Genomic DNA, 25,256 nt, shown 5'->3' with positions numbered 1-25,256 from the left:
GGCTCTTCCTTGGAGTTGGTGGGTTACAGGGCGCGCGGCACTGTAACCCGATCAACACCGGCGTGCGAGTGGATTACTCGGCAGCGCCTTCTGCTTCTGGAGCAACGCGTGGCGCGTGAACGTTGGCAACAGCCTTGTCATCACCGTGGGCCAGAGCGACGAACTCTACGCCTTTCGGAGCTTTCAGGTCCGACAGGTGGATGATGGTGCCGACTTCAGCGTTAGCCAGGTCAACTTCGATGAACTCAGGCAGGTCTTTGGCTTCGCAGGAAACTTCGATCTCGGAAACAACGTGGGAGATCTCGCCGCCTTTCTTGACCGGCGCTTCTTCGCCGATGAAGTGAACCGGAACCTTGGCAGTCAGCTTCTGGCCAGCAACGACGCGAACGAAGTCAGCGTGCATGATGAATTGCTTGGCTGGGTGACGCTGCATGGCCTTGACGATGACGTTTTGCTTGGCGCCGTCAACGTTCAGCTCGATCACGTGGCTGTAGGCAGCTTCGTTTTCGAACAGCTTGGCGATTTCCTTCGACACGATGGTCAGGGATTGCGCTTCTTTATCGCCACCGTAGACAACGGCAGGGATGCTCAGCGAGTGACGCAGGCGGCGGCTCGCACCTTTCCCCAGGTCAGTACGCACTTTGGCGTTCAGCGTGAAATCAGTCATTTTGTTTCTCCAAAATAGCCTCCCGAGGGCGTTTGCGACCAGCGCCAACGGGAATGGCAAAAAAGCCCCGCCCCAACAAATGCTGGGGCGGGGCGCTTCACATCAACACGTGTTCCGCTTAGCGGAACATCGCGCTGATCGATTCTTCGTTGCTGATGCGGCGTACCGCTTCAGCGACAACCGGTGCGATATCCAACTGGCGGATACGGTCACAGGCTTGAGCAGCGGCGGACAGCGGAACGGTGTTGGTCACCACCAGCTCGTCCAGTACCGACTTCTCGATGTTCTCGATCGCGCGGCCCGACAGGACAGGGTGCGTGCAGTAGGCGTAAACCTTGGCAGCGCCGTGTTCTTTCAGGGCTTTGGCCGCGTGGCACAGGGTGCCGGCGGTGTCGACCATGTCGTCTACCAGGATGCAAGTGCGCCCTTCGACGTCGCCGATGATGTGCATCACCTCGGAGTGGTTAGCCTTCTCGCGGCGTTTGTCGATGATACCCAGATCGACACCCAGGGACTTGGCGACGGCACGTGCGCGCACGACACCACCGATGTCCGGGGAGACGATCATCAGGTTCTCGAAACGCTGGTCTTCGATATCGTCGACCAATACGGGCGAGCCGTAGATGTTGTCGACTGGGATATCGAAGAAACCCTGGATCTGGTCAGCGTGCAGGTCGACGGTGAGTACACGGTCGATACCCACGACAGTGAGCATGTCAGCGACAACTTTGGCGCTGATGGCTACACGTGCCGAACGCGGACGGCGGTCCTGGCGGGCGTATCCGAAGTAAGGAATCACGGCGGTGATTCGGGATGCTGAGGAGCGGCGGAAGGCGTCGGCCATCACTACCAGTTCCATCAGGTTATCGTTGGTCGGGGCACAGGTCGGCTGAATAATGAAGACGTCTTTACCGCGGACATTTTCATTGATCTCAGTGCTGATCTCGCCGTCGGAGAATTTACCGACAGAGACGTCACCGAGAGGGATATGCAGCTGACGTACGACACGCCGAGCCAGATCGGGGTTAGCGTTCCCCGTAAAGACCATCATCTTGGACACGCGCAGTACCTGAAGGCTGAGGGTATACCTGGATGAGTATAGGAAAATGGCAGGGGCGGCTGGATTCGAACCAACGCATGGCAGGATCAAAACCTGCTGCCTTACCGCTTGGCGACGCCCCTGTATCTGTTGCTGCGAGCGCTAGGCACTCGACTTCTTGACCAGACTTTGCAGCTTGCGATGCAACATCGAAACATTGCTTCCTTTCGCCACAAACCCTGTTTGGGTCGCTGAAAGAAGGGCCAGAACTTTATCAGCTTCGGCTTTGCTTGGGAAGGCCCCAAACACACAACTTCCAGTGCCGGTTAATCGAGCTTCAGTGAATTTGCCCAGTGAATTCAACGCATTGCGAACTTCTGGGTAACTCTGCTCTACCACCGGTTGGCAGTCATTTCGACTGTTTCCCTCGGGAACGGGGCGCATCTTAAGGGGGAGGGAATCACGTGTCAACTGCGGATGTGAAAAAATTTCTACAGTACTGACAGACACTTGCGGCACCAGCACGACATACCAGGGCTCGATCGGGTCGACCGGGGTCAGTTGCTCGCCCACACCCTGGGCGAACGCCGCGTGGCCGCGCACGAACACCGGCACGTCGGCACCGAGGGTCAGGCCCAGGCCGGCCAGGCGATCTTCATCCCAGTCCAGCTGCCACAAGTGCGCCAGCGCCAGCAGCGTGGTCGCGGCGTCCGAGCTGCCGCCGCCGATGCCACCGCCCATGGGCAAGACCTTGGTCAGCCAGATGTCGGCGCCAAGGCGGGTGCCGGATTGTTCCTGCAATTTGCGCGCGGCACGCACGATCAGGTTGCTGTCGTGGGGCACCGCCTCGATGTCGGTGTGCAGGCGGATCACGCCGTCTTCACGCAGGGCGAAGCTCAGCTCGTCGCCGTGGTCGAGAAACTGGAAGACGGTCTCCAGCTCGTGGTAACCGTCCGGGCGGCGGCCGATGATGTGCAGCCACAGGTTGAGCTTGGCCGGGGCGGGCAGGGTCAGGGTGGTCATCGATCAGTGCCCCAGCTGGCGCGGCTGCCAGTCCTTGACCACCAACGTCACGTCGAGGTCCTTGCCGTGCAGTTTCAGGCGCTCGGGCAACCAGTAGCCGTTCTGCTCGGTATAGCTCAGGTACTGCACCTGCCAGCCATCCTGTTGCAGGCTGGCCAGGCGGCTGTCGCCGTCCAGGGTCAGCTGGCTCTTGCTGTCGGGCGCGGGCAGGCCGCGTACCCACCAGACCAGGTGCGAAACCGGCAGTTGCCAGCCCAGTTGTTCTTCCAGCAGTGCTTCCGGGCTGGTGGCTTCGTAGCGACCCTGGTTGGCCACTTCCAGCACCACGCCGCCGGGGCGGCCGGTCAGGCGGGCAGCGCCACGGCCCAATGGCCCGGCCAGGCGGATGTCGTAGTAGTCCTGGCGCTGCAGCCAGAACAGCGTGCCGCTGCCGGAATCGCGCGGGGCGCGGATGCCGACCTTGCCGCTGATCTGCCAGCCATCGAGGGTACTGAGTTGCGCTTTGTGCTGGCGCCACTGCTGCGGGTCGCCATGGCCTTGCAGGGCTTCACGGCTACCGAAGCCGGCACAGCCCGCGAGCAGGGCGATCAGGGTGAAGGTGATGCAATGGCGCAGGAACATGGCGTTAAAGGGTCTCTGATCCGGTCAGGCGCAGTACGGTCTTGCGCAGGATGGGGCTGTCGGGCTGGGCTTCGAAGGCCTTGGCCCAGACCTGGCGGGCTTCGCGGCGCTTGCCGTTGGCCCACAGGACTTCGCCCAGGTGCGCAGCCACTTCGTGGTCGGGGAAGCGTTCCAGGGCCTGGCGCAGGTAGCCTTCGGCTTCGTCCAGGTTGCCCTGGCGGTAGGCGATCCAGCCCAGGCTGTCGAGCACCGCCGGGTCATCCGGGGTGAGCTGGTGGGCCTTGTCGATCAGCGCCTTGGCTTCGGCGTAGCGGGTGGTGCGGTCGGCCAGGGTGTAACCCAGGGCGTTCAGGGCCATGGCGTTTTCCGGCTCGCGGTCGATGATGGCGCGCAGGTCTTTCTCCATCTGCGGCAGGTCATCACGCTTTTCGGCCAGCATGGCGCGGGTATACAGCAGGTTGAGGTCGTCCGGGTAACGCTGGATGCCTTGTTGCAGCACCTGGTTGGCCTGGGCGTCCTTGTTGTTGTTGCTGTAGCTTTCCGATTCGATCAGGTACAGCTGGATGGCATAGTCCGGCTGGGCCTCGCGGGCTTCGGCGAGCAGGCGCGAAGCCTCGGTGCCGCGGCCGTTGGCAATCAGGATGTCGGCCTGGCGCAGCTGCGCCGGCAGGTAGTCAGGGCCGGTGCCGACCAGGGCGTATTCGCGCAAGGCGCCTTCGGGGTCGTGGCGCTCCTCGCGGATGCGGCCCAGGTTCAGGTGGGCGGCGTCGACGTTGCTGTCGCGCTCGACCAGCTCCTGCAGGTAGCCCTCGGCTTCATCCCAGTCTTTGTTTTCCAGGCATACCAGTGCCAGCGAGTAGCGCAGCTCGTCATCCTCGGGGTACTGCTGGACCAGGCTGATGAACTCACCTTTGGCATCGGCGATGCGGTCCTGCTCAACCAGGGTACGGGCGTAGGTCAGGCGCAGGCGTTTGTCATCCGGGTTGTCGCGGATCGCGCCACGCAGCAGGGGCAGCGCCTCTTTGCCGCGGTCGAGCGCTTGCAGCAGGCGGGCACGCAGCAGAATCGGGGCAATCTCGCCGTTTTGCGGTGGGTGCGCCTCGAGCAGTTCGAGCGCTTCCTCAGCCTTGCCGTCCTGGTTCAGCAGGAGCGCTTTGCCGAACACCAGCTGGCTGTTTTCCGGGTACTTGACCAGCAGGCGTTCGAAGCTCTGCAGCAAGCCGTCGCGGGTGCTCTGGTCGGTCTCGGCGGCCGACAGGGCGAGGAAGTCGAAGTGGGTATCGCCCTGGCCCTGCAGGACTTTTTCCATGTAGACCATGGCATCGTCGTAGCGACCGGCGCGGGCCAGCTGGATGGCGGCGGCGCGCTGGGCGTCGAGGTTGTCCGGGTCGTTGCGGGCCCAGATCAAGGCGTTTTCCAGGGCCGGCTCGTCGGCGCCGAGGTACTCGGCGATGCGGTAGGCGCGTTCGGAAACGCCAGGGTCCTGGGTTTTTTCGGCCTGGTCGGCGTAGTTGGCCAAGGCGATGTCGAAGCGGTTGCGCTGGCCGGCCAGCTCCGCCACCAACAGGCTATAAAGGGTGTCTTGCTTGAACGAACCGTACACCACGGTTTTTTCGGCCTCGCCCTTGCCGGCTTCGGCAGCGGGTGGCTCGGCTTTTTGCGGGGCCAGGCTCTGGCAACCCTGGAGCAGGGCGAAGGCAAGCAGCAGTGCGTAGTGTCTGTTCATAGAAAGGCTTAAAAGGACTCACCGGCGGTCGGAGCATGATGACACAAGCGCGGGGGCAAACCCACCTGCGAAGCATTTGCTTAACTGCGACCATGGCAGGGGCGCCCAGGTTCCGCCACCTGTGTGGGGGGTGGCCTGTGGGGGCGGCCTTGGGTCGCGAAAGGGGTGCGTAGCGGCCCCAGGTTTTCAGGTTTGTCAGAGATATTGCCGGGGCCGCTGCGCAGCCCTTTCGCGACGCAAGGCCGCTCCTACACGACAATAGCGAACGGTGGTTGTTCTAAAACCTGCGAAAGAGGACAATTATCGGCTTCTCGTCACAACCAGCGACCTTGCATGGCCTTTCTTGCACTTGGTATCAACCATAAGACTGCCTCGGTAGACGTACGCGAGCGCGTGGCGTTTACCCCAGAGCAGCTGGTGGACGCCCTGCAACAGCTCTGCCGACTGACCGCCAGCCGTGAAGCGGCGATCCTGTCGACTTGCAACCGTAGCGAGCTTTATATAGAGCAGGACCACCTGTCTGCCGAGGCCGTACTGCTGTGGCTGGCCGATTACCACCGGCTGAGCCTGGATGAACTGCGCGCCAGCGCCTACATCCATGAAGAGCACGATGCGGTGCGGCACATGATGCGCGTGGCCTCTGGCCTCGATTCGCTGGTGCTCGGCGAGCCGCAGATCCTCGGCCAGATGAAGTCCGCCTACGCCGTGGCGCGTGAGGCCGGTACCGTTGGCCCACTGCTTGGGCGCCTGTTCCAGGCCACCTTCAGTGCCGCCAAACAGGTGCGCACCGACACCGCGATCGGCGAAAACCCGGTTTCGGTGGCGTTCGCCGCGGTGAGCCTGGCGCGGCAGATCTTCAGTGACCTGGGCCGCAGCCAGGCCCTGCTGATCGGGGCCGGCGAGACCATTACCCTGGTCGCCCGCCACCTGCATGAGCAGGGTGTGCGCCGGATCGTGGTGGCCAACCGTACCCTGGAGCGTGCCAGTACGCTGGCCGAACAGTTCGGCGCACATGCCGTGCTGCTGGCCGACATCCCCCAGGAACTGGCCAACAGCGACATCGTCATCAGCTCCACCGCCAGCCAGTTGCCGATCCTTGGCAAGGGCGCGGTCGAGAGCGCGCTGAAACAACGCCGGCACAAGCCGATCTTCATGGTCGACATCGCCGTGCCGCGTGATATCGAACCCGAAGTGGGCGAGCTCGACGACGTCTACCTCTATACCGTCGATGACCTGCACGACGTAGTCGCAGAAAACCTCAAGAGCCGCCAGGGCGCGGCCCAGGCTGCCGAAGAGCTGGTGTCGGTGGGCGCCGAAGACTTCATGGTGCGCCTGCGCGAGCTGGCTGCGGTGGACGTGCTCAAGGCCTACCGCCAGCAAAGCGAGCGCCTGCGCGATGAAGAGCTGCAAAAAGCCCAGCGCCTGCTGGCCAACGGCGGCAACCCCGAGGACGTGCTGGCCCAGCTGGCCCGGGGCCTGACCAACAAACTTCTGCACGCGCCCAGCGTGCAGTTGAAAAAGCTCTCGGCCGAGGGCCGCCTCGATGCGCTGGCCATGGCCCAGGAACTCTTTGCCCTCAACGAGGGCTCGACGGACAAATCCCTGCAATGAAAGCGTCGCTGCTGAACAAACTGGATATTCTCCAGGACCGCTTCGAAGAACTGACCGCACTGCTCGGTGACGCTGAGGTCATCAGCGACCAGACGCGTTTCCGTGCTTATTCCCGCGAATACGCCGAAGTCGAGCCGGTTCACACGGCCTATCAGGCATGGCGCAAAGTCCAGGACGACCTTGAAGGTGCCCAGGCGCTGCTCAAGGACAGCGACCCGGATATGCGCGAAATGGCCGTGGAGGAAGTGCGCGAAGCCAAGGAGCAACTGCTGGCGATGGAGGCGCAGCTGCAACGCATGCTGCTGCCCAAGGACCCCAACGACGGGCGCAACGTGTTCCTCGAAATCCGCGCCGGCACCGGTGGCGACGAGGCGGCGATCTTCTCGGGTGACCTGTTCCGCATGTATTCGCGCTACGCCGAAAAGCGTGGCTGGCGCCTGGAGATTCTGTCCGAGAACGAAGGCGAACACGGCGGCTACAAGGAAATCATCGCCCGCGTCGAAGGCGAAAACGTTTACGGCAAGCTCAAGTTCGAGTCTGGCGCGCACCGTGTACAACGGGTGCCCGAGACCGAGTCGCAGGGGCGCATCCACACCTCCGCCTGCACCGTGGCCGTGCTGCCCGAACCGGATGAGCAGGCAGTGATCGAGATCAACCCGGCCGACTTGCGCGTGGACACCTACCGCGCTTCCGGGGCCGGTGGCCAGCACATCAACAAGACCGACTCGGCGGTTCGCATTACTCACTTGCCCACCGGTATCGTGGTCGAGTGCCAGGAAGAACGCTCGCAGCACAAGAACCGTGCCCGTGCCATGTCCTGGCTGTCGGCCAAGCTCAATGACATGCAGACCAGCGCCGCGCAGAATGCCATCGCCAGTGAGCGCAAGCTGCTGGTGGGCTCCGGTGACCGCTCCGAGCGTATCCGCACCTACAATTATCCACAGGGCCGGGTAACCGATCACCGCATCAACCTGACCTTGTATTCGCTGGACGACATCCTTGCCGGTGGCGTCGACGCCGTGATCGAACCGCTGTTGGCCGAATACCAGGCCGATCAACTGGCCGCCCTGGGGGACTGATGACCATCATCGCCAGCTTGCTGCGCAATGCGCAGTTGCCCGAATCGCCCACCGAGCGGCTGGACGCCGAACTGTTGTTGGCCGCAGCCATCGGCAAGTCGCGCAGCTACCTGCATACCTGGCCCGAGCGCATCGTCAGCAGCGAAGCGGCCGACACTTATGCCGGTTACCTGCAGCGCCGCCGCAGCGGTGAGCCGGTGGCGTATATCCTTGGGCAGCAGGGGTTCTGGAAGATCGACCTGGAAGTGGCACCGCATACGCTGATCCCGCGCCCGGACACCGAGCTGCTGGTCGAGACCGCCCTGGAGCTTCAGCCTGCGACACCTGCCAAGGTGCTCGACTTGGGCACCGGCACCGGGGCCATCGCCCTGGCCCTGGCCGGCGACCGCCCGGCCTGGCAAGTGATGGCGGTGGACCGTGTCGAGGAGGCCGCCGCGCTGGCCGAGCGCAACCGCCAGCGCCTGGGGCTGGGCAATGTGCAGGTGCGCGTCAGCCACTGGTTTGACCAGCTCGGCGATGAGCGTTTCGACCTGATTGTCAGCAACCCCCCCTACATTGCCAGCGAAGACCCCCACCTGGCCGCTGGCGATGTGCGTTTCGAACCCAGCAGCGCACTGGTGGCAGGTGCCGATGGCCTGGACGACCTGCGGCTGATCATTGCCCAGGCCCCGCAGCACTTGCTGCCAGGCGGCTGGTTGCTGTTGGAGCATGGTTATGATCAGGCAGCGGCGGTGCGCGCCTTGCTGACTGAACAAGGCTTTGCCGAGGTTGCCAGCCGCATCGACCTGGGCAGCCATGAACGCATTACCCTGGGGCGCCTGCCATGCTGAGTGATCAGGAACTGTTGCGCTACAGCCGTCAGGTGCTGCTGGCGCAGATCGATATCGACGGCCAGTTGCGCCTCAAGCAGAGCAAGGCACTGATCGTCGGCCTCGGTGGGCTGGGTTCACCTGTGGCGCTGTACCTGGCTGCGGCGGGCGTGGGCGAGCTGCACCTGGCAGATTTCGACACCGTCGACCTGACCAATCTGCAACGCCAGGTGATGCACGACAGCGACAGCGTCGGCATGAGCAAGGTGGACTCGGCGCTGCAGCGCCTGGGGGCGATCAACCCAGAGATCAGCCTGGTCGCCCACCGCCAGGCGCTGGACGAAGACTCGCTGGCCGCAGCGGTGGCTGCGGTCGACCTGGTGCTGGACTGCTCCGACAACTTTTCCACGCGCGAGGCGGTCAATGCCGCCTGCGTCGCTGCTGGCAAGCCGCTGGTCAGTGGGGCGGCGATCCGCCTCGAGGGCCAGCTTTCGGTGTTCGACCCACGGCGTGACTACAGCCCGTGCTACCACTGCCTGTACGGCCATGGCAGCGAGGATGAGCTGACCTGCAGCGAAGCCGGCGTGATCGGCCCGCTGGTGGGGTTGGTCGGTAGCCTGCAGGCGCTGGAAGCCATGAAACTGCTGGCCGGGTTCGGCGAGCCACTGGTGGGCCGCCTGCTGCTGATCGATGCCCTCGGCACGCGCATACGTGAACTGCGGGTCAAGCGCGACCCGGCCTGCGCCGTCTGCGGCAAGCGCGATGGCTGAGCGTTCGGCGCCGATTGGCGTGATGGATTCGGGGGTCGGCGGTTTGTCGGTGCTTGCCGAGATCCAGCGCCTGCTGCCCAACGAAACCCTGCTGTATGTGGCCGATTGCGGTCATGTGCCCTACGGTGAGAAGTCGGCGGACTACATCCGCCAACGCTGCCGACGCATTGCCGAATTCTTCCAGCAGCAAGGTGCCAAAGCCATGGTCCTGGCCTGCAATACTGCCACGGTGGCAGCTGTTGCCGACCTGCGCGAGCTGTACCCGGTGTGGCCGCTGGTGGGCATGGAGCCTGCGGTAAAGCCTGCAGCCGCCGCCACCCGCTCCGGTGTGGTCGGGGTGCTGGCCACTACCGGGACCTTGCAGAGCGCCAAGTTCGCGGCATTGCTCGACCGCTTCGCCAGCGATGTACGGGTGGTCACCCAGCCTTGCCCAGGGCTGGTAGAGCTGATTGAAACCGGTGACCTGGGCAGCCCCGCGTTGCGCCAGTTGCTACTCGGGTTTGTGCAGCCACTGCTGGATGCCGGCTGCGATACGCTGATTCTTGGCTGCACCCACTACCCCTTCCTGCGCCCCTTGCTGGCCGACATGGTGCCGGCAGACGTGGCCATCATCGATACCGGCGCCGCCGTGGCGCGCCAGTTGCAACGGCTGTTGGACACCAACGACCTGCTCGCCGAGGGCCCGGCACTGGATACCCGCTTCTGGACCAGTGCCGACCCGCAAACTCTGAGAAAAATCCTACCGTTGCTGTGGCATAAGTCCGACAGTGTGCAAAGCTTTGCGTTGTGAAAAAAACGTCAAAAGCAGCTGAACTATCGTACCACTGCCGATTTCTACCGATTTGCCTGGCAAGAGGCGAACACTAACAACAGCATCAGGAAGAAGGATGTTTCTTATGAGGAAACTGCTCGGCTTGGCGGCGGCTGCCGTCTTTACCTTGGGGCAAGTGGGGTCGGCGCAGGCTGCCGATGTTTCATTTTCGGTGGGGCAGACCGGTGACTCGACCATGGTCTACCGGCTGGGGTTGCAGTCGAACTGGGAGGCAAGCTGGTGGCAGACCAGCGTTGGCCGTCTCACCGGTTATTGGGATGGGGCTTATACCTACTGGCAGGGTGACGAGACGGCGAGCAACCACAGCCTGTCGTTTGCGCCGGTGTTCGTCTATGAGTTTGCCGGGGAGTCGGTGAAGCCTTATATCGAGGCGGGCATCGGTGTCGCGGCCTTCTCCAGCACCGAGCTCGAAAGCAACGAGCTAGGCTCGGCGTTCCAGTTCGAGGACCGGATCGGTTTCGGTTTACGCTTTGCCGGTGGGCATGAGATTGGTGTGCGCGCCATCCACTATTCCAACGCCGGTATCAAGCAGCCCAACGATGGTGTGGAGAGTTACAGCCTGCATTACCGTATGGCCTTGTAACCCTTCTGCTTGGGCAGTGAGAGCGGGTGAGCCCGCTCCCACTGCAGCAACATTTCCCTAACCCTGTGTCAGCGCGGTAACGGCCACAAGCTGCTTGTGTCCAGCGTCTCCAGCACCAGTTCGGGTTCACGCAGCGGCAATCGCCGCAGCAGTTCTTCGGCAGCGCTCTGCGCTGTCCACATCTCCGGCATTGCCTGCGCCGGTGTCACGGGTGTCTTCAATGATTGCGGCGCCACCACCGTCAGGCTGATCTGCAGCTGGTCCAGTACCTGGCGTTGCTCGCGAAACCACTGCGCGGTGCTGTTGAAACCGCTGGAAACCTGTGTGGGCGCAAACAGCTGCGAGGCCGAATAGCGATTGAGGATCGCCATTACCTGAGGCGCTTCACCCTTGGTCAGCAGCGGCAAGGCGCTGGCCAGGCATTGTTCGCTGGCCAGCAGGTTGCTGGCAGCGATGGCCTCGAACAGCTCGGCATCAGGTATGGCGTCGGCCACATACTCACCGGTGCCGGCATTGACGATCAGGCAGTCCAGTGACCCCCAGTTGCCCAACAGCAGCTTGCTGGCTGCCTCGACCTGGTCCAGCGCCTGCAACTGGCCCGGCAGGCGCAGCAATTGCGTGCCGTAGCGTTCGCCCAGTGTGTCCAGTGCTTCACATTCCCTGCCGCTTGCGGCTACCCGGTGCCCCTGTTCGAGCAACTGTTGTACCAATGCCAGCCCTAATCCGTTAGTGGCCCCTGTCACCCAGACACTGCGAGCTCTATTCACGATACTGCCCCCTGATGCTGCCGGCGCGGAAGGCCTTTGAAGGCTTCTAATGCGCGCTGGCGACTGCTGCCGAGATCGACTATTGGATTGTGATACGAATTGTTGGCAAAAAGATCCGCAGCCTTTAATGGCTGATGAATGGCTTTATCATCCAGCGCCTGCAGTTCCGGCACCCAGTGCCGAATGAAGCGCCCCTGCGGATCGAAGCGCTGAGACTGCGAAACCGGGTTGAAGATGCGGAAGTAGGGCACGGCGTCGGTGCCGGTAGACGCGCTCCACTGCCAGCCGCCGTTGTTGGCTGCCAGGTCACCGTCTATCAGGTGACGCATGAAATGCCGCTCGCCTTTGCGCCAGTCGATCAGCAGGTTCTTGCTGAGGAACATGGCGACGATCATGCGCAGGCGGTTGTGCATCCAGCCGGTATGCAGCAATTGGCGCATGGCGGCATCGATGATCGGAAAGCCGGTGCGCCCCTGTTCCCAGGCGGCGAGGTCTTCAGGTGCATCGCGCCAGGCAAGGGCTTCGGTCTGGGCGCGGAAGGCGCGGTGACGGGATACCTGTGGATAACCCACCAGGATGTGCTTGTAGAACTCCCGCCAAAGCAACTCGTTGACCCAGGTCTGGATGCCGGTGCTGCCGCTGTCGAACTCGCCACGGTTGCTGGCCAAGGCCCCGTGCAGGCATTGCCGGGGCGAAATCACCCCAGCGGCCAGGTAGGCGGAGAGCTCACTGGTGCCGGGCTTGGCCGGGAGGTCGCGCTGGTGTTGGTAGTCTTCCACCCGCTCATCGAGAAAACGCGACAGCCGTGCGTGCGCTTCGGCTTCGCCCGCTGGCCAACTCTCGCGCAAGGCACGTGGTACGGGGTCGAAGCCCTGCACATGTTCAGGTAGCGGGTCGCTGGCGATCGCCAGAGGCGCCTGGGGCTTTAACCGTGGGGCCCGCGCGGGGAGGCTGCGGTGCAGATGCTCCAGGCAGCTTTTCTTGAATTGGCTGAAGACCTGGAAGTAGTCACCGCTGCGGGTAAGAATGGTGCCAGGGCGGAAGAACAGCTGGTCGAGGTAGCTGTGCGCCTGCACGCCTGATTGTTCCAGCCGTGCCCGCACAGCCTGGTCGCGGCGCTGTTCGTTGATGCCGTACTCGTCGTTCCAGTGCACGCTATCGATCCGATGTTGGTGGCATACTGCCATTATTGCATCTGATGCCTGATCCCACCTGTCGATCGAGCGGATCAGCAAAGGAATGTTGAGCGTGCCCAGTGCCTGGCGTAGGTCGCGCAGGTTGCGCAGCCAGAAGTCGACTTTGCACGCGGCGTCGTCGTGAGCCTGCCATTGGCCGGGGCTGAGCAACCACAGGGCGACGGTCGGGCCGCGCTCACAGGCGGCGCTCAAGGCGGTGTTGTCGTCGATGCGCAGGTCGCTGCGCAGCCAGATCAATTGCATGGTGCATTCATCTCTACAGGCCGGCGGTCATTGCCTTGAAGCAAACGCAATGCCGCCTGCGGGGTATCGAACAGGAACAGGTCGGGGAGGTCGAGGGCGTTCAGTTGGGCCTCATGCAGGGCGAGCGTGGCGCCGCCCAGCAGTTTTGCCCCCGGCGTACCCTGCAGCGTGCGCTGCAAGGCCTTGATGTCGATGCGTGGCCCCAAGTGCAGCAGCAGGGCGCGCGGTTGCAGCGCGGCGATGGCCCGTTGCAGTTGCGGGCCACCCACCGGCTGTTCAAGCACCTCGACAGGGATGCCGTTGCTGCTGAGCAGCCAGGCACACAGCCACAGCTCAGGGTCGAAGGCGCGTACGCTGTCTTCGGCCAGCAGCACTGGCGCACCCTGCAGCAGCTGGTTGTCGTGATACACCCGGGCGCCGAGTTTGCTGCGCAGCCAGCTGTGGAAGAACACTTGCTCAAGCCGTGCATTGAAATAGTTGCGCCAGCGCAGGTCCAGGCTGTCGAGCAGGGGTAGCAGCAACTGCTCGCACAGGGTAATCGCGGGGTACAGCGCCATGGCCTGGTTGAGTTGCTGGTCGAGTGCCCGCTGCGAGAGGGTGGCGATAGCCTCGATTAACTGCGCCTGTCGCGCCTGCCAGTTGCTTTGTGGGGCGGTGCTGGCCGGTTTTTCGAGTAATTCGCGCACCTGCCCCACCGATGCGCCCCGATGCAGCCAGGCCAGGATCGCCTGCACGCGCTCGATCTGCTCAGCGCAATACAAGCGATGCCCTTTTGCGGTGCGCTGTGGCTTGAGCAGGCCGTAACGGCGCTCCCAGGCCCGCAGGGTGACCGGGTTGACGCCAGTGCGGCGAGCGAGTTCGCCGATCGCTAGCAGGGCCTCAGACGGCATTGCGCAACCCCAGGCTTTCGGGGTGTGGCTGCAGGTAGGCCTGCTGCATCAAGTATGGGTCTGGATGCTTGCGCAGGTGGTGCTTGAGCAGGGTCAGCGGTACCACCAGCGGCACCACGCCCTGTTGGTACTGGCTGATGATGGCTTGCAGTTCGGCCTTGTCCTGCTGGGTCAGGGCATCCTTGAAGTAACCGCTCAGGTGCTGCAGTACGTTGCAATGCGTGCCGCGGCTGGCACAGCGGCGCAGGGCCTGCATCAGCTGGCTGAAATAGTGTGGGCCGACCTGCTGCGGGTCGTCATCCCGGCTCATGCTGCCCAGTAGTCGCCCCAGGGTGCGGTAGGCATGGGGGTTGTTGGCCATCAGCAGGTACTTGTAGCGCGAGTGAAACCGCACCAGCGCGCCGCGGCTCAGGCCTTCGGCCAGCAGGCGCTGCCAATCGGCATAGGCGTACACGCGGCTGATGAAGTTTTCGCGCAGCACTGCGTCATGCAGGCGGCCTTCTTCCTCCACCGGCAGGTCCGGGCGAAGGTTGCAGAAGGCCTGGGCATATACACCGCGTCCGCCATGCAACGCAGGGTGGCCGTTATCCTGGTAAACCTTGACCCGCTCCAACCCGCAGGAAGGCGACTTCTGCATGAAGATATAGCCGCAGATATCGTCGAGCTCGCCGGCCATCTGCTCGCCATAGGTGCGCAGCGGGCCGGTGAGGTCCATGCCGGGGTTGCGGGTACCGACCACTTCCGGCTGCTCTGGGTCGCCTACCAGGCGAATAGGGTCGCGCGGTACACCGAGGCCGATAGCGACTTCAGGGCAAACGGGCAGCCATTCGAAGTGCGCTTCCAGTTGCGCGCGGCAAAGGTCGGATGCTTTGTGCCCACCGTTGTAGCGCACACTGTGCCCGGTCAGGCAGGCGCTGATGGCGATGCGAGGCTTGCAGTGGGCGGAAGGGGCTTGCATGGCTGTCTCCGGTAAACTTGTACGCGATATCTATTTTGTACAAGTTTATTCCAGCACAGCCTTGGCGTTATGCAAACTGATTTTTTTGTACAGGCTCAGCGCCCGTTCAGTCGAGATGCTCCAGCAGCCGGCGAGCGGCTTCCTGGCCGCTCAGCCAGGCACCCTCGACGCGCCCGGACAAGCACCAGTCGCCGCAGGCGTACAGGCCTTGATCGGCATCGGCCAAGGCGCCCCACTCATGGTGGCTGGTGGGGCGTGCATACAGCCAGCGGTGGGCGAGGGCGAAGGTGGGGGCCGGCACCACGCAGCCGACCAGTTCGGCGAATTCGCCCCACAACTGCTCGATCACCTCTTCCTTGGGCAGGTCGATATGCTGCCGGCTCCAGTTCGACGTGGCATGCAGCACCCAGGTGTCGAGGTGCTCGTCACGCCCGGGCTTGCTGCGGTTGCGGGCCAGCCAGTCGAGCGGGTTGTCCTGCACGAAGCAACCTTGCATCGGGGTGTCCAGTGGCGTCTGGAAGCCCAGGGCGACGGCCCAGGTAGGCTCCATCTGCACACCGGCGGCCACGGCAGCGAGTTTGGGCGTAGAGGCCAGTAACGGCGTCGCCTGTGGCGCAGGCACAGCGATCACCACGCGGCTGAACGGGCCGTGGCTGCAGCCTTCGGTGTCTTGCAGGTGCCAGTACTGCTTGCCGCGGAACACTTCAGCGATGCGGCAGCCAAAGTTGACCGTCACATCCTTGAGCATGCCGCGGGTGATGGCGCTCATGCGCGGCACGCCTACCCAGCGAGTCTGCTCGTCCGGGGAGGGTGTGAGTTCGCCGTCGCGGTAGTTGTACAGTTGCGGCTTCCATTGCTCGGCCCAACCCGCAGCCACCCATTGCTGGACCTGATCGACGAAACGCCGGTCACGGGCAGTGAAATACTGGGCGCCGAGGTCCAGCGCGCCAGCGTCGCTGCGCTTGCTGGCCATGCGCCCGCCACTGCCGTGGCCTTTGTCGAACAAATGCACGGATTGCCCGGCCTTTTGCAGCGCCTGGGCGGCGGACAGACCGGCGATACCGGCACCGATGATGGCAATAGGTACTGTCATGATGGCCTCTTCAAACCTTGCTGTGAGCAGACTACGCTGTCAGGCAAACCTGTACAATGCACAACTTTTGTATAAGGTTATTCCGCTTTATGGAGCAGGTTGGCCTATGTTTATCCGAGAGCGTCGGGTCAAAAAAGTGCCTTGTTCTAAAAATAGACCACTGCCGCATTCTGCGAGGACACAGCCATGCATATATTGCTGACAGGCGGCACCGGTTTGATAGGCCGGCACCTGTGCCAGCTCTGGCTCGGCCAGGGCCATCGCCTTACGGTTTGGAGCCGCCAGCCCGAGCAGGTGCCGAAACTGTGCGGTAGCCAGGTGCGTGGCATCGCCCGGCTGGAAGAGCTGGAGGCAGATGACCCGTTGGATGCGGTCATCAACCTGGCCGGCGCGCCGATTGCCGATCGGCCCTGGACCGGTGCCCGGCGCAACCTGCTGTGGGCCAGCCGGGTCACCCTGACCGAGCAGTTGCTGGCTTGGCTGGGCAGCCGTGAACAGCGCCCGGAGGTACTGATCTCCGGGTCTGCGGTGGGCTGGTACGGGGATGGCGGTGAGCGCGAACTGACCGAGGCATCGCAGCCGGTCCGCGAAGATTTTGCCAGCCAGCTGTGCATCGCCTGGGAAGAAACCGCCCAGCGTTCGCAGGCACAAGGCATCAGGGTGGTGCTGGTGCGCACGGGGCTGGTGCTGGCCAGCGATGGCGGCTTTTTGTCGCGCCTGCGCCTGCCTTTCAAACTGGGGCTGGGCGGGCCGTTGGGCGATGGCCGGCAGTGGATGCCCTGGATCCATATAGACGACCAGGTCGCCCTGATTGATTTTCTCTTGCAGCACAAGGACGCCAGCGGTCCTTATAATGCCTGCGCCCCAGAGCCTGTGCGCAACCGCGAGTTCGCCAAGCGCCTGGGCCGGGCCATGCACCGGCCGGCCGTGCTGCCCGTGCCTGCACTGTTGCTAAAGGCTGGCCTTGGCGAGTTGTCGACGCTGCTGCTCGGTGGCCAGCGGGCGCGCCCGGTGCGCTTGCTGGCGGCAGGGTTCACCTTCCGTTTCAACGATCTGCAATCGGCCCTGGACGACTTGTCCAGCCGCCTCTGACAAAGGACGCTGCATGACTGATCACGCCCTGCTGCTGGTCAACCTGGGTTCCCCGGCCTCCACTTCGGTGGCCGATGTACGCCGTTACCTCAACCAGTTCCTGATGGACCCGTACGTGATCGACCTGCCCTGGCCGGTGCGGCGCTTGCTGGTGTCGCTGATCCTGATCAAGCGCCCGGAACAGTCGGCGCACGCCTACGCCTCCATCTGGTGGGAGGACGGTTCGCCACTGGTGGTGCTGACCCGCCGTCTGCAGGCTGCGATGGTCGAGCACTGGCCCCATGGCCCGGTGGAGATGGCCATGCGCTATGGCCAGCCGGCATTGCCCGAGGTGCTCGAGCGCCTGGCCGCCCAGGGCGTGCGCACGGTTACCCTGGCACCGCTTTATCCACAGTTTGCCGACAGTACGGTCACCACGGTGGTCGAGCAGGCGAAGCAGACCATCAGCGAACGCCAGCTGCCGCTGCAGATGCGTGTGCTGCAGCCGTTCTACGATCATCCCGACTACATCGACGCGCTGGTGGCCAGTGCCAGGCCCTATCTGGAGCAGGATTACGACCATCTGTTGCTGAGTTTCCATGGGTTGCCGGAGCGGCACCTGAAGAAGCTCGACCCTACCGGCACGCATGACTTCCAAGCGGCGGACTGCTGCAAGGACGCCAGCGCCGAGATGCGCGCCGTGTGTTATCGCGGTCAGTGCCTGGCCACGGCCAAGGCGTTTGCCCAGAAGATGGGCATCCCTGACGGCAAGTGGTCGGTGTCGTTCCAGTCGCGCTTGGGCCGGGCCAAGTGGATCGAACCTTATACCGAGTCGCGGCTGGATGAGCTGGGCAAGGCGGGGGTGAAGAAGCTGCTGGTGATGTGCCCGGCGTTCGTTGCCGATTGCATCGAGACGCTGGAAGAGATTGGCGACCGCGGCAAGGAGCAGTTCATCGAGGCGGGGGGCGAGGAGTTGGTGCTGGTGCCGTGCCTGAATGATCACCCGGAGTGGGTGCGGGTGTTGGCGGGGATGTGCGAAAAGGCTTGAATGGAAAGGGCCGCATTGCGGCCCTTTGCGAGCGGTCCGGCAAGGCCGCTCTTACACATCCAGCTTCTTGTTCTTCCAGCCGTCATTGCCCGGCAGAATGAGGTTCAGGGCAATGGCCACTACGGCGCACAGGGAAATACCCTTGAGGCCCCAGTCGTCCGGGCCGTCACCGCTGCCGATCAAGACCCCGCCAATGCCGAACACCAGGGTCACCGAAACGATCACCAGGTTGCGCGCTTCGGCCAGGTCGATCTTGTGGCGGATCATGGTGTTCATGCCCACCGCCGCGATCGAACCGAACAGCAGGCACAGAATACCGCCCATGACCGGTACCGGAATGCTCTGCAGCAGCGCGCCGAACTTGCCGATGAAGGCCAGGGTGATAGCAAAGATCGCCGCCCAGGTCATGATCTTCGGGTTGTAGTTCTTGGTCAGCATCACCGCACCGGTCACTTCGGCGTAGGTGGTGTTGGGCGGGCCACCGAACAGGCCGGCAGCCGTGGTCGCCAGGCCATCACCCAGCAAGGTGCGATGCAGGCCGGGCTTTTTCAGGTAGTCGCGGCCGGTCACGCTGCCCACGGCGATCACCCCGCCGATGTGTTCGATCGCCGGTGCCAACGCCACCGGCACGATGAACAGGATGGCCTGCCAGTTGAACGCCGGCGCGGTGAAGTTGGGGATCTCCAGCCAAGGCGCGGCGGCAATCTTGGCGGTGTCGACCACACCGAAGGCGAACGCCAGGGCAAAGCCCACCAGCACGCCGGAGATGATCGGTACCAGGCGGAAGATGCCCTTGCCGAACACCGCAACGATCAAGGTGGTCAGCAGCGCCGGCATCGAGATCAGCATGGCGGTCTGGTAAGGCATCAGCGCAGCACCATCACCGCCCTTGCCCATGGCCATGTTGGCGGCGATCGGTGCCATGGCCAGGCCGATCGAGATGATCACCGGGCCAATCACCACGGGCGGCAGCATGCGGTCGATGAAACCGGTGCCTTTGATTTTGACCATCAGCCCCATGAAGGTGTAGACGAAGCCTGCGGCCATCACGCCGCCCATGGTCTCGGCCAGGCCGAACTGGCCCTTGGCAAGGATGATCGGGGTGATGAAGGCAAAGCTCGACGCCAGGAACACCGGCACCTGGCGGCCAGTGACCAGCTGGAACAGCAGCGTGCCGATGCCGGCAGTGAACAGCGCGACGTTCGGGTCGAGGCCGGTGATCAGTGGCATCAGCACCAGCGCGCCAAATGCCACGAAGAGCATCTGCGCGCCCGAAACGACCTGGCGCCAGAGCGGGTCGTTGAAGCCGTCCTGCATGGTCAGGCGTCCTTTTGCTTGGTGCCGAAGATCTTGTCGCCGGCATCACCCAGGCCCGGCACGATGTAGCCGTGCTCGTTGAGGCGCTGGTCGATCGAGGCGGTGTAGATCTGTACGTCGGGGTGGGCTTTTTCCACCACGTCGATACCTTCCGGTGCTGCGACCAGGACCATGGCGCGGATTTCCTTGCAGCCAGCCTTTTTCAGCAGGTCGATGGTGGCGACCATCGAGGCGCCGGTGGCCAGCATCGGGTCGATGATCAAGGCCAGGCGCTGGTTGATATCCGGCGCGAGCTTTTCCAGGTAGGTGTGGGCTTCGAGGGTTTCCTCGTTGCGCGCGACGCCAACGGCACTGACCTTGGCACCCGGAATCAGGCTGAGCACGCCGTCGAGCATGCCGATACCGGCGCGCAGGATCGGCACCACGGTAATCTTCTTGCCGGCGATTTTTTCGACCTGCACCTTGCCGCACCAGCCGTCGATCTCGTAGGTTTCCAGCGGCAGGTCTTGAGTGGCTTCATAGGTCAGGAGCGCGCCGACTTCCTGGGCGAGTTCGCGAAAATTCTTGGTGCTGATGTCGGCACGGCGCATGAGGCCGAGCTTGTGGCGGATCAGCGGATGGCGGATCTCACGAGTGGGCATAGGGGGGGCTCCGAAAGGCGGGCAAAAAAACCGCGCTAGATTAATCTATTCAACCTGTGCTGTCGTGTAGTCCTTTTGGACGTTAGTCCATAAATGCTTGATCTGTGACGAGCGGATGCGTACCTTTGCCCGCTTTTCCAAAATACCCCCGGAGAGCGCAATGTCCGCCGATCTCGAGCACATCCGTCAAGTCATGCGCGAAGCTGACTGTCTGTACAACGAAGCCGAAGTCGAAGCGGCCATCGCCAAGGTCGGCGAGCAGATCTGCAAAGACCTGCACGACAAGAACCCGGTGGTCTTCTGCGTGATGAATGGCGGCCTGATTTTCACCGGCAAGCTGCTGACTCACCTGCAGTTCCCGCTGGAAGCGTCGTACCTGCACGCCACCCGCTACCGCAACCAGACCAGCGGCGGCGAGCTGTTCTGGAAGGCCAAGCCTGAAGTCTCGTTCATCGACCGTGACGTGCTGATCGTCGACGACATCCTCGACGAAGGCCACACCCTCAGCGCCATCATCGAGTTCTGCAAGCATGCCGGCGCTCGCTCGGTGCACACTGCGGTGCTGATCGACAAGGACCACGACCGCAAGGCCAGCCCGGACCTCAAGGCCAACTACGTCGGCCTGCCGTGCGTCGATCGCTACATCTTCGGCTATGGCATGGATTACAAAGGCTACTGGCGCAACGCCAACGGCATCTTCGCCGTCAAGGGGCTGTGACCATGCGCCAGCCCGCGTTCATCGACCAATCGCTGTTCGCTGGGCTGGCGCAAAAGGCTGCCGCCAACCCTCGCGGGCGGCAGCACCACAATTTCCACGAGATGGAAGAGCCCTGCCACCGCATGGCGGTCGGGTTGCAGCCGAGCACGTACATCCCGCCGCATCGGCATCTTAATGACGACAAGGCCGAAGCACTGATCGTGCTCAAGGGGCGCCTTGGCCTGCTGATTTTCGATGAGCAGGGCGCACTGACCGACAAGCGTGTGCTGCAGGCTGGCGGTGACTGCCTGGGCGTGGACCTGGCACCCGGTACCTACCATGGGTTGGTGGTGCTGGAGCCAGACAGCATCTTGTTCGAGTGCAAGGCCGGGCCGTACCGGCCGGTGGGCGAGGGCGAGCATGCGCACTGGGCGCCACGCGAAGGCGAAGCAGGCGTGGCCGAGTACCAGGCCTGGATGCGCGCGCAGTTCGATTGAGCGGCGGCTCCGGTACAGGCTGAACACAGCATGCTAGAGTGCCTGTTCATGCCAAGGAGCCTCACATGCGTGCGATTGTTCCCCTCCTGCTGGCGGTCAGCCTGCCGCTTGGTGCAGCACCGCTGCACAGCCAGTTTCTGCCGCCCGATGACCTGTCGTTGCGCCAGGAAGCGCCGACCGGTCAGCAACTGCTGCAGGTGACCGATTATTCGGTCGTTGTAGGTGCCCAGCGCCAGTCCGACCAGCAGCCGATCCCGATCACCGCCTCGTTGCAGATGCGCCTCAAGGGCAAGCCGCTGAGCAAGGGCGCTACCCTTGCCCAGGTGCTGCTGACCTTCGATGGCGAGCCCGGCAAAAGCTTGAAAAAACCGGTCTATGACGAAAAAAACCGCACCTTGAGCCTCAATTACCCGGTCAGCGATTACCGCGTGATCATGGACCTTTTGCGCAGCGAGACGCTCTATGTGCAGTTTTTGACCTATGGCAACGGCCATATCTGGGCCGACCTGCACACCGGGACCGTACGTACGCGTTGAGGCGCGCGCCCTGCGGGGGGTAAACTGCCGGCCTTCGAAATTCCGTGATGGTCCAGTTGGAGTCGGCAATGCGTAAAGACAAGAAACAGGTAATCGGTGACGAAATCAGCGACGACTACATCAAGGCGTTCCTTCAGTTCGAACCGGCCGATGGCGTGACTTCGCCTTCTCAGCACAAGCTGATCAAGGCCTACCGTGGTCTGCGCATCGACGACTTCGAGCGTTTCGTCCGCTTCTTCGTCGAAGCTGGCCTGGACCTGGATGGCAGGGACGAGCACGGCAAGACCTTTGTCGAGGCGATCGCCGACCAGCGCGGTGCGCCGGAGTACATCGAGGTCATCGAAAAAGCCCGGGGCTGATGTGTAGCCTGTATCGCAGGCACAAAAAAACGCCCCGAGGGGCGTTTTTTCGTTTCAGCCAGCTCAGGCGTAATGCTGGGCCGGGCTGTCTTCTACCAGTTCCAGGGCCGCATCGTTGTCGGCACTGATCTTGCGGTACAGCGCAGCATCGGTTGCCAAGGTCTTCTCGCGAGCCGGGAAGATCTCCTTGAGCTTGGCAGCCCAGGCACCTTTGGCCTGCTCGGGGAAGCAGCGCTCGATCAGTTCGAGCATGATCGAAACGGTGACCGAAGCACCCGGCGATGCGCCGAGCAGCGCCGCCAGGCTGCCGTCCTGAGCCGAGACCAGCTCGGTACCGAACTGCAGAATGCCGCCTTTTTTCGGGTCTTTCTTGATGATCTGCACGCGTTGGCCGGCCACTTCCAGGCGCCAGTCTTCGGCTTTAGCCTGCGGATAGAAGCGACGCAGGGATTCCAGGCGTTGCTCCATCGACTGCATCACTTCACTGACCAGGTACTTGGTCAGGTCCATGTTGTCGCGGGCCACGGCCAGCATCGGGCCGATGTTGCCCATGCGTACCGACAGCGGCAGGTCCATCAACGAGCCATGCTTGAGGAACCTGGTGGTAAAGCCGGCGTAAGGGCCGAACAGCAACGAGGTCTTGCCGTCCACCACGCGGGTATCCAGGTGCGGCACCGACATCGGTGGCGCGCCGACTGCGGCCTGGCTGTAGACCTTGGCCTGGTGCAGTTTGACGATTTCCGGGTTGTCGCAGCGCAACCACTGGCCGCTGACCGGGAAGCCGCCGAAGCCTTTGCTCTCGGGGATGCCGGAAAGCTGCAGCAGCGGCAGGGCCGCGCCGCCGGCGCCGAGGAACACGAAGCGGGCGTCGACTTCACGGCTGCCGCCGCTGTTGACGTCCTTGATGCTCACGGTCCAGCCGCTGCCGTTACGGCGCAGGCCGACGACTTTCTTGCTGTACTTGACCTGCGTGTCCGGGGTGTCGGCCAGCAGCTTGAGCATCTTGTTGGTCAGCGCGCCGAAGTTGACGTCGGTGCCTTTCGCCACGCGGGTGGCGGCGATGTGCTGGTCGGCCGGGCGGCCGGGCATCATCAGCGGCATCCAGTCCTTCATCACGGCCTTGTCTTCGGTGTATTCCATCTCGGTGAAGGCGTGATGCTGCTTGAGCAGCTCGAAGCGCTTCTTGAGGAAGGACACACCCTTTTCACCTTCGACGTAGCTCAGGTGCGGGACAGGGTTGATGAAAGCACGCGCCGAGCCGAAGTTGCTCTTCTTGCTCAGGTAGGCCCAGAACTGGCGCGAGACCTCGAACTGGGTGTTGATGTGCACGGCCTTCTTGATGTCGATGCTGCCATCGGCGGCCTGGGGCGTGTAGTTAAGCTCGCACAGGCCAGCGTGGCCGGTACCTGCGTTGTTCCAGGGGTTGGAGCTTTCCGCGGCCCCGGAGTCCATCGCCTCGACGACCTCAAGCTTCAGGGTCGGGTCGAGCTCCTTGAGCAGTACGGCCAGGGTGGCACTCATGATGCCCGCGCCTACCAGTACTACATCAACCGATTCGTTCTGCGCCATTTAACGCGTCTCCACAATCTACAGCTACCTAATTGACAGCATAGGACCTGGGTTTGCCAGGATCGCCATGTCCGACTTTTCGCAGTTCTTGCAACTTCCGCGGACACCGCCAATCAGTCTTCGGGTTCAGGTATTGAACCCCGTTTGCCACAGGTGCGGCAATTCGACTTATGGTCAAGGTGTCGTGCGTGCGTTATGGAGCGGCCTCAGATACTCATCCGGGATGAGCGCAGTTGCCGCCTGTTCAGGGCTGTTCGGGACACATCTGCTGCTTTTGCACATGCCAGACTGTTCATTTGCTCGCCACACTCTCGTGAAGTTGTGAAAAACCGTTTTTTCACGCTCTTTTGGAGACGTGAACCTCAAAAGGGGACTGCGCGATGGCAACCCACAGGTTCATGCAGTGCGAAGGGCCGGAAAAGCAGGCACGACAGCCGATGCAAGACCTGAGTGGAAGGCTCTCTGTGGGCGAAGCGGTGAAGGTGCCGGGGTCAAGCGGCAAATGCGGGGCCCGATCAGGAGACGTCCTTATAATCGGGGGGAGATTATAGCGATGTCGCGGGCAGAAAGGTCGTTATTCGTGGTTTTTATTGCAGCGTTTGTCAGGCCGGCAGGCTGCGTTGATGCCAACGGTTGTTTGCGCGCGCGCAAACCCGAGCGCTGGCGGGCAATTGGCGGCCCAGCCAGGCGAGCTGCACTTCGCTGACCTGCACCCAGCCACTGCCGCTTGGCGGCTGGCTGCAGTGCTTGAACGCCAGGCATTTGCCGTCGGCGTCAAGGTGGGCATAGGGGCGGTGGCGCGGGCGTTGGAAGAGCAGGGTCCAGAGCGAGGCCATGGCGGTGAGTCCTGTGTGTTAGGGCTGGGCCAAGGATAACGGCAGGGGCATGAAACGATTGTGACAGCGCAGCCTTGGCGATGACTGGCCTGTGCGAGGCTGGGTATACTGTGCGCCTTAGCCGCATTTTCTGGAGAAACGCGCATGTTGCAACGTCTGTTGTTCGGTTTGATCGCCGTGGCCAGCCTCAGCCTGGTCGGATGTGCCCACAGCCCGCAACAACTCAGCCCGCAACCCAAGCTCACCGCCCAGCTCGCACCTGTCGGCCATGGTCAGCCGGTGGTGGTCAAGGTGGTTGATGGTCGGGCTTCGCAGTCCCTGGGCACTCGCGGTGGCATGTACCCCGAGACCAGCACCATCAGCGTCAGTGGCAATGATGTGCTGCCCAAGCTGCAGGCCCAGGCCGAAGCCGCTGTACGCCTGCTCGGTTTCACCCCGACGCCGAACGCTAACAATGCGCCGCAACTGACCGTGACCCTGGCCGAGCTGAAATACCAGTCGCCCAAGGACAACCTGTACGTGACCGAGGCCACCATCGGCGCCACCTTCCGTGCCGACGTGGCCAACGCCAACCGCCGCTACAGCGGCCGTTACGGCGCCTCGCTGGATCAGCGCTTCGGCATGGCGCCGAACCAGGAAACCAACACCAAGCTGGTCAGCGATGTGCTGAGCGATGCCCTGACCCGCCTGTTCAAAGACCCGACCATCGGGCAGGTGCTGGCCGAGTAAGCGTTCAGTTGCCTTACAAAAAACCCGCTGCCTGGCAGCGGGTTTTTTG

General features: G+C 63.0%; 27 protein-coding genes and 1 tRNA gene. 13 read left to right on the top strand and 15 right to left on the bottom strand.

Translation table 11 applies throughout. The annotated features are described in order from the left end of the window. Positions 1–73: 73 nt before the first annotated feature. The 6 genes from DJ563_RS17265 to DJ563_RS17240 form a co-directional block, all read right to left on the bottom strand. Entirely contained in the window at positions 74–667 is a 594-nt protein-coding gene (locus DJ563_RS17265) for a 50S ribosomal protein L25/general stress protein Ctc (protein WP_274098169.1), read from the bottom strand. Between the two features lie 118 nt (positions 668–785). Beyond that, complete coding sequence (locus tag DJ563_RS17260) at positions 786–1,727, bottom strand: ribose-phosphate pyrophosphokinase (RefSeq protein WP_003247410.1); 942 nt, start codon at positions 1,725–1,727, stop codon at positions 786–788. A gap of 47 nt (positions 1,728–1,774) precedes the next feature. Next, positions 1,775–1,849, bottom strand: a tRNA-Gln gene (locus DJ563_RS17255). A 19-nt stretch (positions 1,850–1,868) separates the two neighbouring features. Next, the gene (gene ispE / locus DJ563_RS17250) at positions 1,869–2,729 is read right to left on the bottom strand and encodes a 4-(cytidine 5'-diphospho)-2-C-methyl-D-erythritol kinase (protein ID WP_274098170.1); all 861 of its coding nucleotides are present in this window, start codon (positions 2,727–2,729) and stop codon (positions 1,869–1,871) included. 3 nt (positions 2,730–2,732) lie between these two features. Further along, positions 2,733–3,350 (bottom strand): lipoprotein insertase outer membrane protein LolB, encoded by a 618-nt coding sequence (lolB, locus tag DJ563_RS17245; RefSeq protein ID WP_033701330.1) that lies wholly within the window; start codon positions 3,348–3,350, stop codon positions 2,733–2,735. A gap of 4 nt (positions 3,351–3,354) precedes the next feature. Further along, positions 3,355–5,076, bottom strand: a complete 1,722-nt coding sequence (locus DJ563_RS17240; protein ID WP_274098172.1) for a tetratricopeptide repeat protein — start codon at positions 5,074–5,076, stop codon at positions 3,355–3,357. A 333-nt stretch (positions 5,077–5,409) separates the two neighbouring features. Here DJ563_RS17240 and hemA point away from each other — a divergent pair, with 333 nt between their 5' ends. The 6 genes from hemA to DJ563_RS17210 all read left to right on the top strand — a co-directional run bounded on the left by hemA (position 5,410) and on the right by DJ563_RS17210 (position 10,760). Beyond that, complete coding sequence (gene hemA / locus DJ563_RS17235; protein ID WP_033701328.1) at positions 5,410–6,687, top strand: glutamyl-tRNA reductase; 1,278 nt, start codon at positions 5,410–5,412, stop codon at positions 6,685–6,687. After that, positions 6,684–7,766 (top strand): peptide chain release factor 1, encoded by a 1,083-nt coding sequence (gene prfA / locus DJ563_RS17230; protein ID WP_186660275.1) that lies wholly within the window; start codon positions 6,684–6,686, stop codon positions 7,764–7,766. The genes hemA and prfA overlap by 4 nt, the downstream gene beginning before the upstream one ends. Beyond that, positions 7,766–8,596, top strand: coding sequence for a peptide chain release factor N(5)-glutamine methyltransferase (gene prmC, locus DJ563_RS17225; protein ID WP_434518076.1), 831 nt, complete (start codon positions 7,766–7,768; stop codon positions 8,594–8,596). Before prfA ends, prmC begins: the two co-directional genes overlap by 1 nt. Then, complete coding sequence (locus tag DJ563_RS17220) at positions 8,590–9,345, top strand: molybdopterin-synthase adenylyltransferase MoeB (RefSeq protein WP_033701323.1); 756 nt, start codon at positions 8,590–8,592, stop codon at positions 9,343–9,345. Before prmC ends, DJ563_RS17220 begins: the two co-directional genes overlap by 7 nt. After that, the gene (gene murI, locus DJ563_RS17215; RefSeq protein ID WP_274098174.1) at positions 9,338–10,135 is read left to right on the top strand and encodes a glutamate racemase; all 798 of its coding nucleotides are present in this window, start codon (positions 9,338–9,340) and stop codon (positions 10,133–10,135) included. The genes DJ563_RS17220 and murI overlap by 8 nt, the downstream gene beginning before the upstream one ends. A 106-nt stretch (positions 10,136–10,241) precedes the next feature. Beyond that, the gene (locus DJ563_RS17210; protein WP_274098175.1) at positions 10,242–10,760 is read left to right on the top strand and encodes an acyloxyacyl hydrolase; all 519 of its coding nucleotides are present in this window, start codon (positions 10,242–10,244) and stop codon (positions 10,758–10,760) included. 68 nt (positions 10,761–10,828) lie between these two features. On the opposite strand, the gene DJ563_RS17205 is transcribed toward DJ563_RS17210, so the two are convergent. From DJ563_RS17205 to DJ563_RS17185, 5 genes are all read right to left on the bottom strand, one after another. Further along, positions 10,829–11,527, bottom strand: coding sequence for an SDR family oxidoreductase (locus DJ563_RS17205; protein WP_434518075.1), 699 nt, complete (start codon positions 11,525–11,527; stop codon positions 10,829–10,831). Next, entirely contained in the window at positions 11,524–12,966 is a 1,443-nt protein-coding gene (gene phrB / locus DJ563_RS17200) for a deoxyribodipyrimidine photo-lyase (RefSeq protein WP_434518074.1), read from the bottom strand. The genes DJ563_RS17205 and phrB overlap by 4 nt, the downstream gene beginning before the upstream one ends. Further along, positions 12,957–13,856, bottom strand: coding sequence for a MerR family transcriptional regulator (locus DJ563_RS17195; RefSeq protein ID WP_434518073.1), 900 nt, complete (start codon positions 13,854–13,856; stop codon positions 12,957–12,959). The genes phrB and DJ563_RS17195 overlap by 10 nt, the downstream gene beginning before the upstream one ends. Continuing rightward, positions 13,846–14,814, bottom strand: a complete 969-nt coding sequence (locus DJ563_RS17190) for a YbgA family protein (RefSeq protein WP_274098178.1) — start codon at positions 14,812–14,814, stop codon at positions 13,846–13,848. The genes DJ563_RS17195 and DJ563_RS17190 overlap by 11 nt, the downstream gene beginning before the upstream one ends. Before the next feature lie 106 nt (positions 14,815–14,920). After that, positions 14,921–15,907 carry an NAD(P)/FAD-dependent oxidoreductase gene (locus DJ563_RS17185; protein WP_274098179.1) on the bottom strand — a complete coding sequence of 329 codons (987 nt, stop codon included), beginning with the start codon at positions 15,905–15,907 and terminating at the stop codon, positions 14,921–14,923. A 186-nt stretch (positions 15,908–16,093) separates the two neighbouring features. Between DJ563_RS17185 and DJ563_RS17180 the strand changes: the two genes are divergently transcribed. Both DJ563_RS17180 and hemH read left to right on the top strand, forming a co-directional pair. Then, the gene (locus DJ563_RS17180; protein WP_274098180.1) at positions 16,094–16,999 is read left to right on the top strand and encodes a TIGR01777 family oxidoreductase; all 906 of its coding nucleotides are present in this window, start codon (positions 16,094–16,096) and stop codon (positions 16,997–16,999) included. Positions 17,000–17,012: 13 nt separating this feature from the next. Next, positions 17,013–18,026 carry a ferrochelatase gene (gene hemH / locus DJ563_RS17175; protein WP_434518072.1) on the top strand — a complete coding sequence of 338 codons (1,014 nt, stop codon included), beginning with the start codon at positions 17,013–17,015 and terminating at the stop codon, positions 18,024–18,026. Between the two features lie 51 nt (positions 18,027–18,077). Here the strand turns inward: hemH and DJ563_RS17170 are convergent, their stop codons facing one another. Then, positions 18,078–19,343, bottom strand: a complete 1,266-nt coding sequence (locus tag DJ563_RS17170) for a uracil-xanthine permease family protein (protein WP_033701311.1) — start codon at positions 19,341–19,343, stop codon at positions 18,078–18,080. A gap of 2 nt (positions 19,344–19,345) precedes the next feature. Then, a complete protein-coding gene (upp, locus tag DJ563_RS17165) occupies positions 19,346–19,984 on the bottom strand; it encodes a uracil phosphoribosyltransferase (RefSeq protein WP_033701309.1) in 639 nt (212 codons plus the stop codon). Between the two features lie 160 nt (positions 19,985–20,144). Between upp and DJ563_RS17160 the strand changes: the two genes are divergently transcribed. The 4 genes from DJ563_RS17160 (at position 20,145) to DJ563_RS17145 (ending at position 22,073) form a co-directional block, all read left to right on the top strand. Beyond that, positions 20,145–20,702 (top strand): hypoxanthine-guanine phosphoribosyltransferase, encoded by a 558-nt coding sequence (locus DJ563_RS17160; protein WP_033701308.1) that lies wholly within the window; start codon positions 20,145–20,147, stop codon positions 20,700–20,702. A 2-nt stretch (positions 20,703–20,704) separates the two neighbouring features. Further along, positions 20,705–21,178, top strand: a complete 474-nt coding sequence (locus tag DJ563_RS17155) for a WbuC family cupin fold metalloprotein (RefSeq protein WP_186660257.1) — start codon at positions 20,705–20,707, stop codon at positions 21,176–21,178. 65 nt (positions 21,179–21,243) lie between these two features. Next, positions 21,244–21,714 (top strand): hypothetical protein, encoded by a 471-nt coding sequence (locus tag DJ563_RS17150; RefSeq protein WP_274098183.1) that lies wholly within the window; start codon positions 21,244–21,246, stop codon positions 21,712–21,714. Between the two features lie 68 nt (positions 21,715–21,782). After that, entirely contained in the window at positions 21,783–22,073 is a 291-nt protein-coding gene (locus DJ563_RS17145) for a PA4642 family protein (RefSeq protein WP_434518071.1), read from the top strand. A gap of 63 nt (positions 22,074–22,136) precedes the next feature. Here DJ563_RS17145 and mqo read toward each other — a convergent pair whose 3' ends face one another. Both mqo and DJ563_RS17135 read right to left on the bottom strand, forming a co-directional pair. After that, positions 22,137–23,642, bottom strand: coding sequence for a malate dehydrogenase (quinone) (mqo, locus tag DJ563_RS17140; RefSeq protein ID WP_434518070.1), 1,506 nt, complete (start codon positions 23,640–23,642; stop codon positions 22,137–22,139). Between the two features lie 602 nt (positions 23,643–24,244). Continuing rightward, positions 24,245–24,478 carry a hypothetical protein gene (locus tag DJ563_RS17135; protein WP_033701301.1) on the bottom strand — a complete coding sequence of 78 codons (234 nt, stop codon included), beginning with the start codon at positions 24,476–24,478 and terminating at the stop codon, positions 24,245–24,247. Positions 24,479–24,622: 144 nt separating this feature from the next. Here DJ563_RS17135 and DJ563_RS17130 point away from each other — a divergent pair, with 144 nt between their 5' ends. After that, positions 24,623–25,207, top strand: coding sequence for a YajG family lipoprotein (locus DJ563_RS17130; RefSeq protein ID WP_274098185.1), 585 nt, complete (start codon positions 24,623–24,625; stop codon positions 25,205–25,207). The last annotated feature ends 49 nt before the right edge of the window (positions 25,208–25,256 follow it).

This window comes from Pseudomonas sp. NFX1 (assembly GCF_051123555.1).
GTDB lineage: Bacteria > Pseudomonadota > Gammaproteobacteria > Pseudomonadales > Pseudomonadaceae > Aquipseudomonas > Aquipseudomonas capeferrum.
This window is presented reverse-complemented; position numbering and strand designations above follow the sequence as displayed.

What these genes read in the sequence shown, in the direction of transcription:
- DJ563_RS17265 (WP_274098169.1), bottom strand. Translation starts at nt 667, where the DNA reads ATGACTGATTTCACGCTGAACGCCAAAGTGCGTACTGACCTGGGGAAA.
- ispE (WP_274098170.1), bottom strand. Translation starts at nt 2,729, where the DNA reads ATGACCACCCTGACCCTGCCCGCCCCGGCCAAGCTCAACCTGTGGCTG.
- lolB (WP_033701330.1), bottom strand. Translation starts at nt 3,350, where the DNA reads ATGTTCCTGCGCCATTGCATCACCTTCACCCTGATCGCCCTGCTCGCG.
- DJ563_RS17240 (WP_274098172.1), bottom strand. Translation starts at nt 5,076, where the DNA reads ATGAACAGACACTACGCACTGCTGCTTGCCTTCGCCCTGCTCCAGGGT.
- hemA (WP_033701328.1), top strand. Translation starts at nt 5,410, where the DNA reads ATGGCCTTTCTTGCACTTGGTATCAACCATAAGACTGCCTCGGTAGAC.
- prfA (WP_186660275.1), top strand. Translation starts at nt 6,684, where the DNA reads ATGAAAGCGTCGCTGCTGAACAAACTGGATATTCTCCAGGACCGCTTC.
- prmC (WP_434518076.1), top strand. Translation starts at nt 7,766, where the DNA reads ATGACCATCATCGCCAGCTTGCTGCGCAATGCGCAGTTGCCCGAATCG.
- DJ563_RS17220 (WP_033701323.1), top strand. Translation starts at nt 8,590, where the DNA reads ATGCTGAGTGATCAGGAACTGTTGCGCTACAGCCGTCAGGTGCTGCTG.
- murI (WP_274098174.1), top strand. Translation starts at nt 9,338, where the DNA reads ATGGCTGAGCGTTCGGCGCCGATTGGCGTGATGGATTCGGGGGTCGGC.
- DJ563_RS17210 (WP_274098175.1), top strand. Translation starts at nt 10,242, where the DNA reads ATGAGGAAACTGCTCGGCTTGGCGGCGGCTGCCGTCTTTACCTTGGGG.
- phrB (WP_434518074.1), bottom strand. Translation starts at nt 12,966, where the DNA reads ATGCAATTGATCTGGCTGCGCAGCGACCTGCGCATCGACGACAACACC.
- DJ563_RS17195 (WP_434518073.1), bottom strand. Translation starts at nt 13,856, where the DNA reads ATGCCGTCTGAGGCCCTGCTAGCGATCGGCGAACTCGCTCGCCGCACT.
- DJ563_RS17190 (WP_274098178.1), bottom strand. Translation starts at nt 14,814, where the DNA reads ATGCAAGCCCCTTCCGCCCACTGCAAGCCTCGCATCGCCATCAGCGCC.
- DJ563_RS17185 (WP_274098179.1), bottom strand. Translation starts at nt 15,907, where the DNA reads ATGACAGTACCTATTGCCATCATCGGTGCCGGTATCGCCGGTCTGTCC.
- DJ563_RS17180 (WP_274098180.1), top strand. Translation starts at nt 16,094, where the DNA reads ATGCATATATTGCTGACAGGCGGCACCGGTTTGATAGGCCGGCACCTG.
- hemH (WP_434518072.1), top strand. Translation starts at nt 17,013, where the DNA reads ATGACTGATCACGCCCTGCTGCTGGTCAACCTGGGTTCCCCGGCCTCC.
- DJ563_RS17170 (WP_033701311.1), bottom strand. Translation starts at nt 19,343, where the DNA reads ATGCAGGACGGCTTCAACGACCCGCTCTGGCGCCAGGTCGTTTCGGGC.
- upp (WP_033701309.1), bottom strand. Translation starts at nt 19,984, where the DNA reads ATGCCCACTCGTGAGATCCGCCATCCGCTGATCCGCCACAAGCTCGGC.
- DJ563_RS17160 (WP_033701308.1), top strand. Translation starts at nt 20,145, where the DNA reads ATGTCCGCCGATCTCGAGCACATCCGTCAAGTCATGCGCGAAGCTGAC.
- DJ563_RS17155 (WP_186660257.1), top strand. Translation starts at nt 20,705, where the DNA reads ATGCGCCAGCCCGCGTTCATCGACCAATCGCTGTTCGCTGGGCTGGCG.
- DJ563_RS17150 (WP_274098183.1), top strand. Translation starts at nt 21,244, where the DNA reads ATGCGTGCGATTGTTCCCCTCCTGCTGGCGGTCAGCCTGCCGCTTGGT.
- DJ563_RS17145 (WP_434518071.1), top strand. Translation starts at nt 21,783, where the DNA reads ATGCGTAAAGACAAGAAACAGGTAATCGGTGACGAAATCAGCGACGAC.
- mqo (WP_434518070.1), bottom strand. Translation starts at nt 23,642, where the DNA reads ATGGCGCAGAACGAATCGGTTGATGTAGTACTGGTAGGCGCGGGCATC.
- DJ563_RS17135 (WP_033701301.1), bottom strand. Translation starts at nt 24,478, where the DNA reads ATGGCCTCGCTCTGGACCCTGCTCTTCCAACGCCCGCGCCACCGCCCC.
- DJ563_RS17130 (WP_274098185.1), top strand. Translation starts at nt 24,623, where the DNA reads ATGTTGCAACGTCTGTTGTTCGGTTTGATCGCCGTGGCCAGCCTCAGC.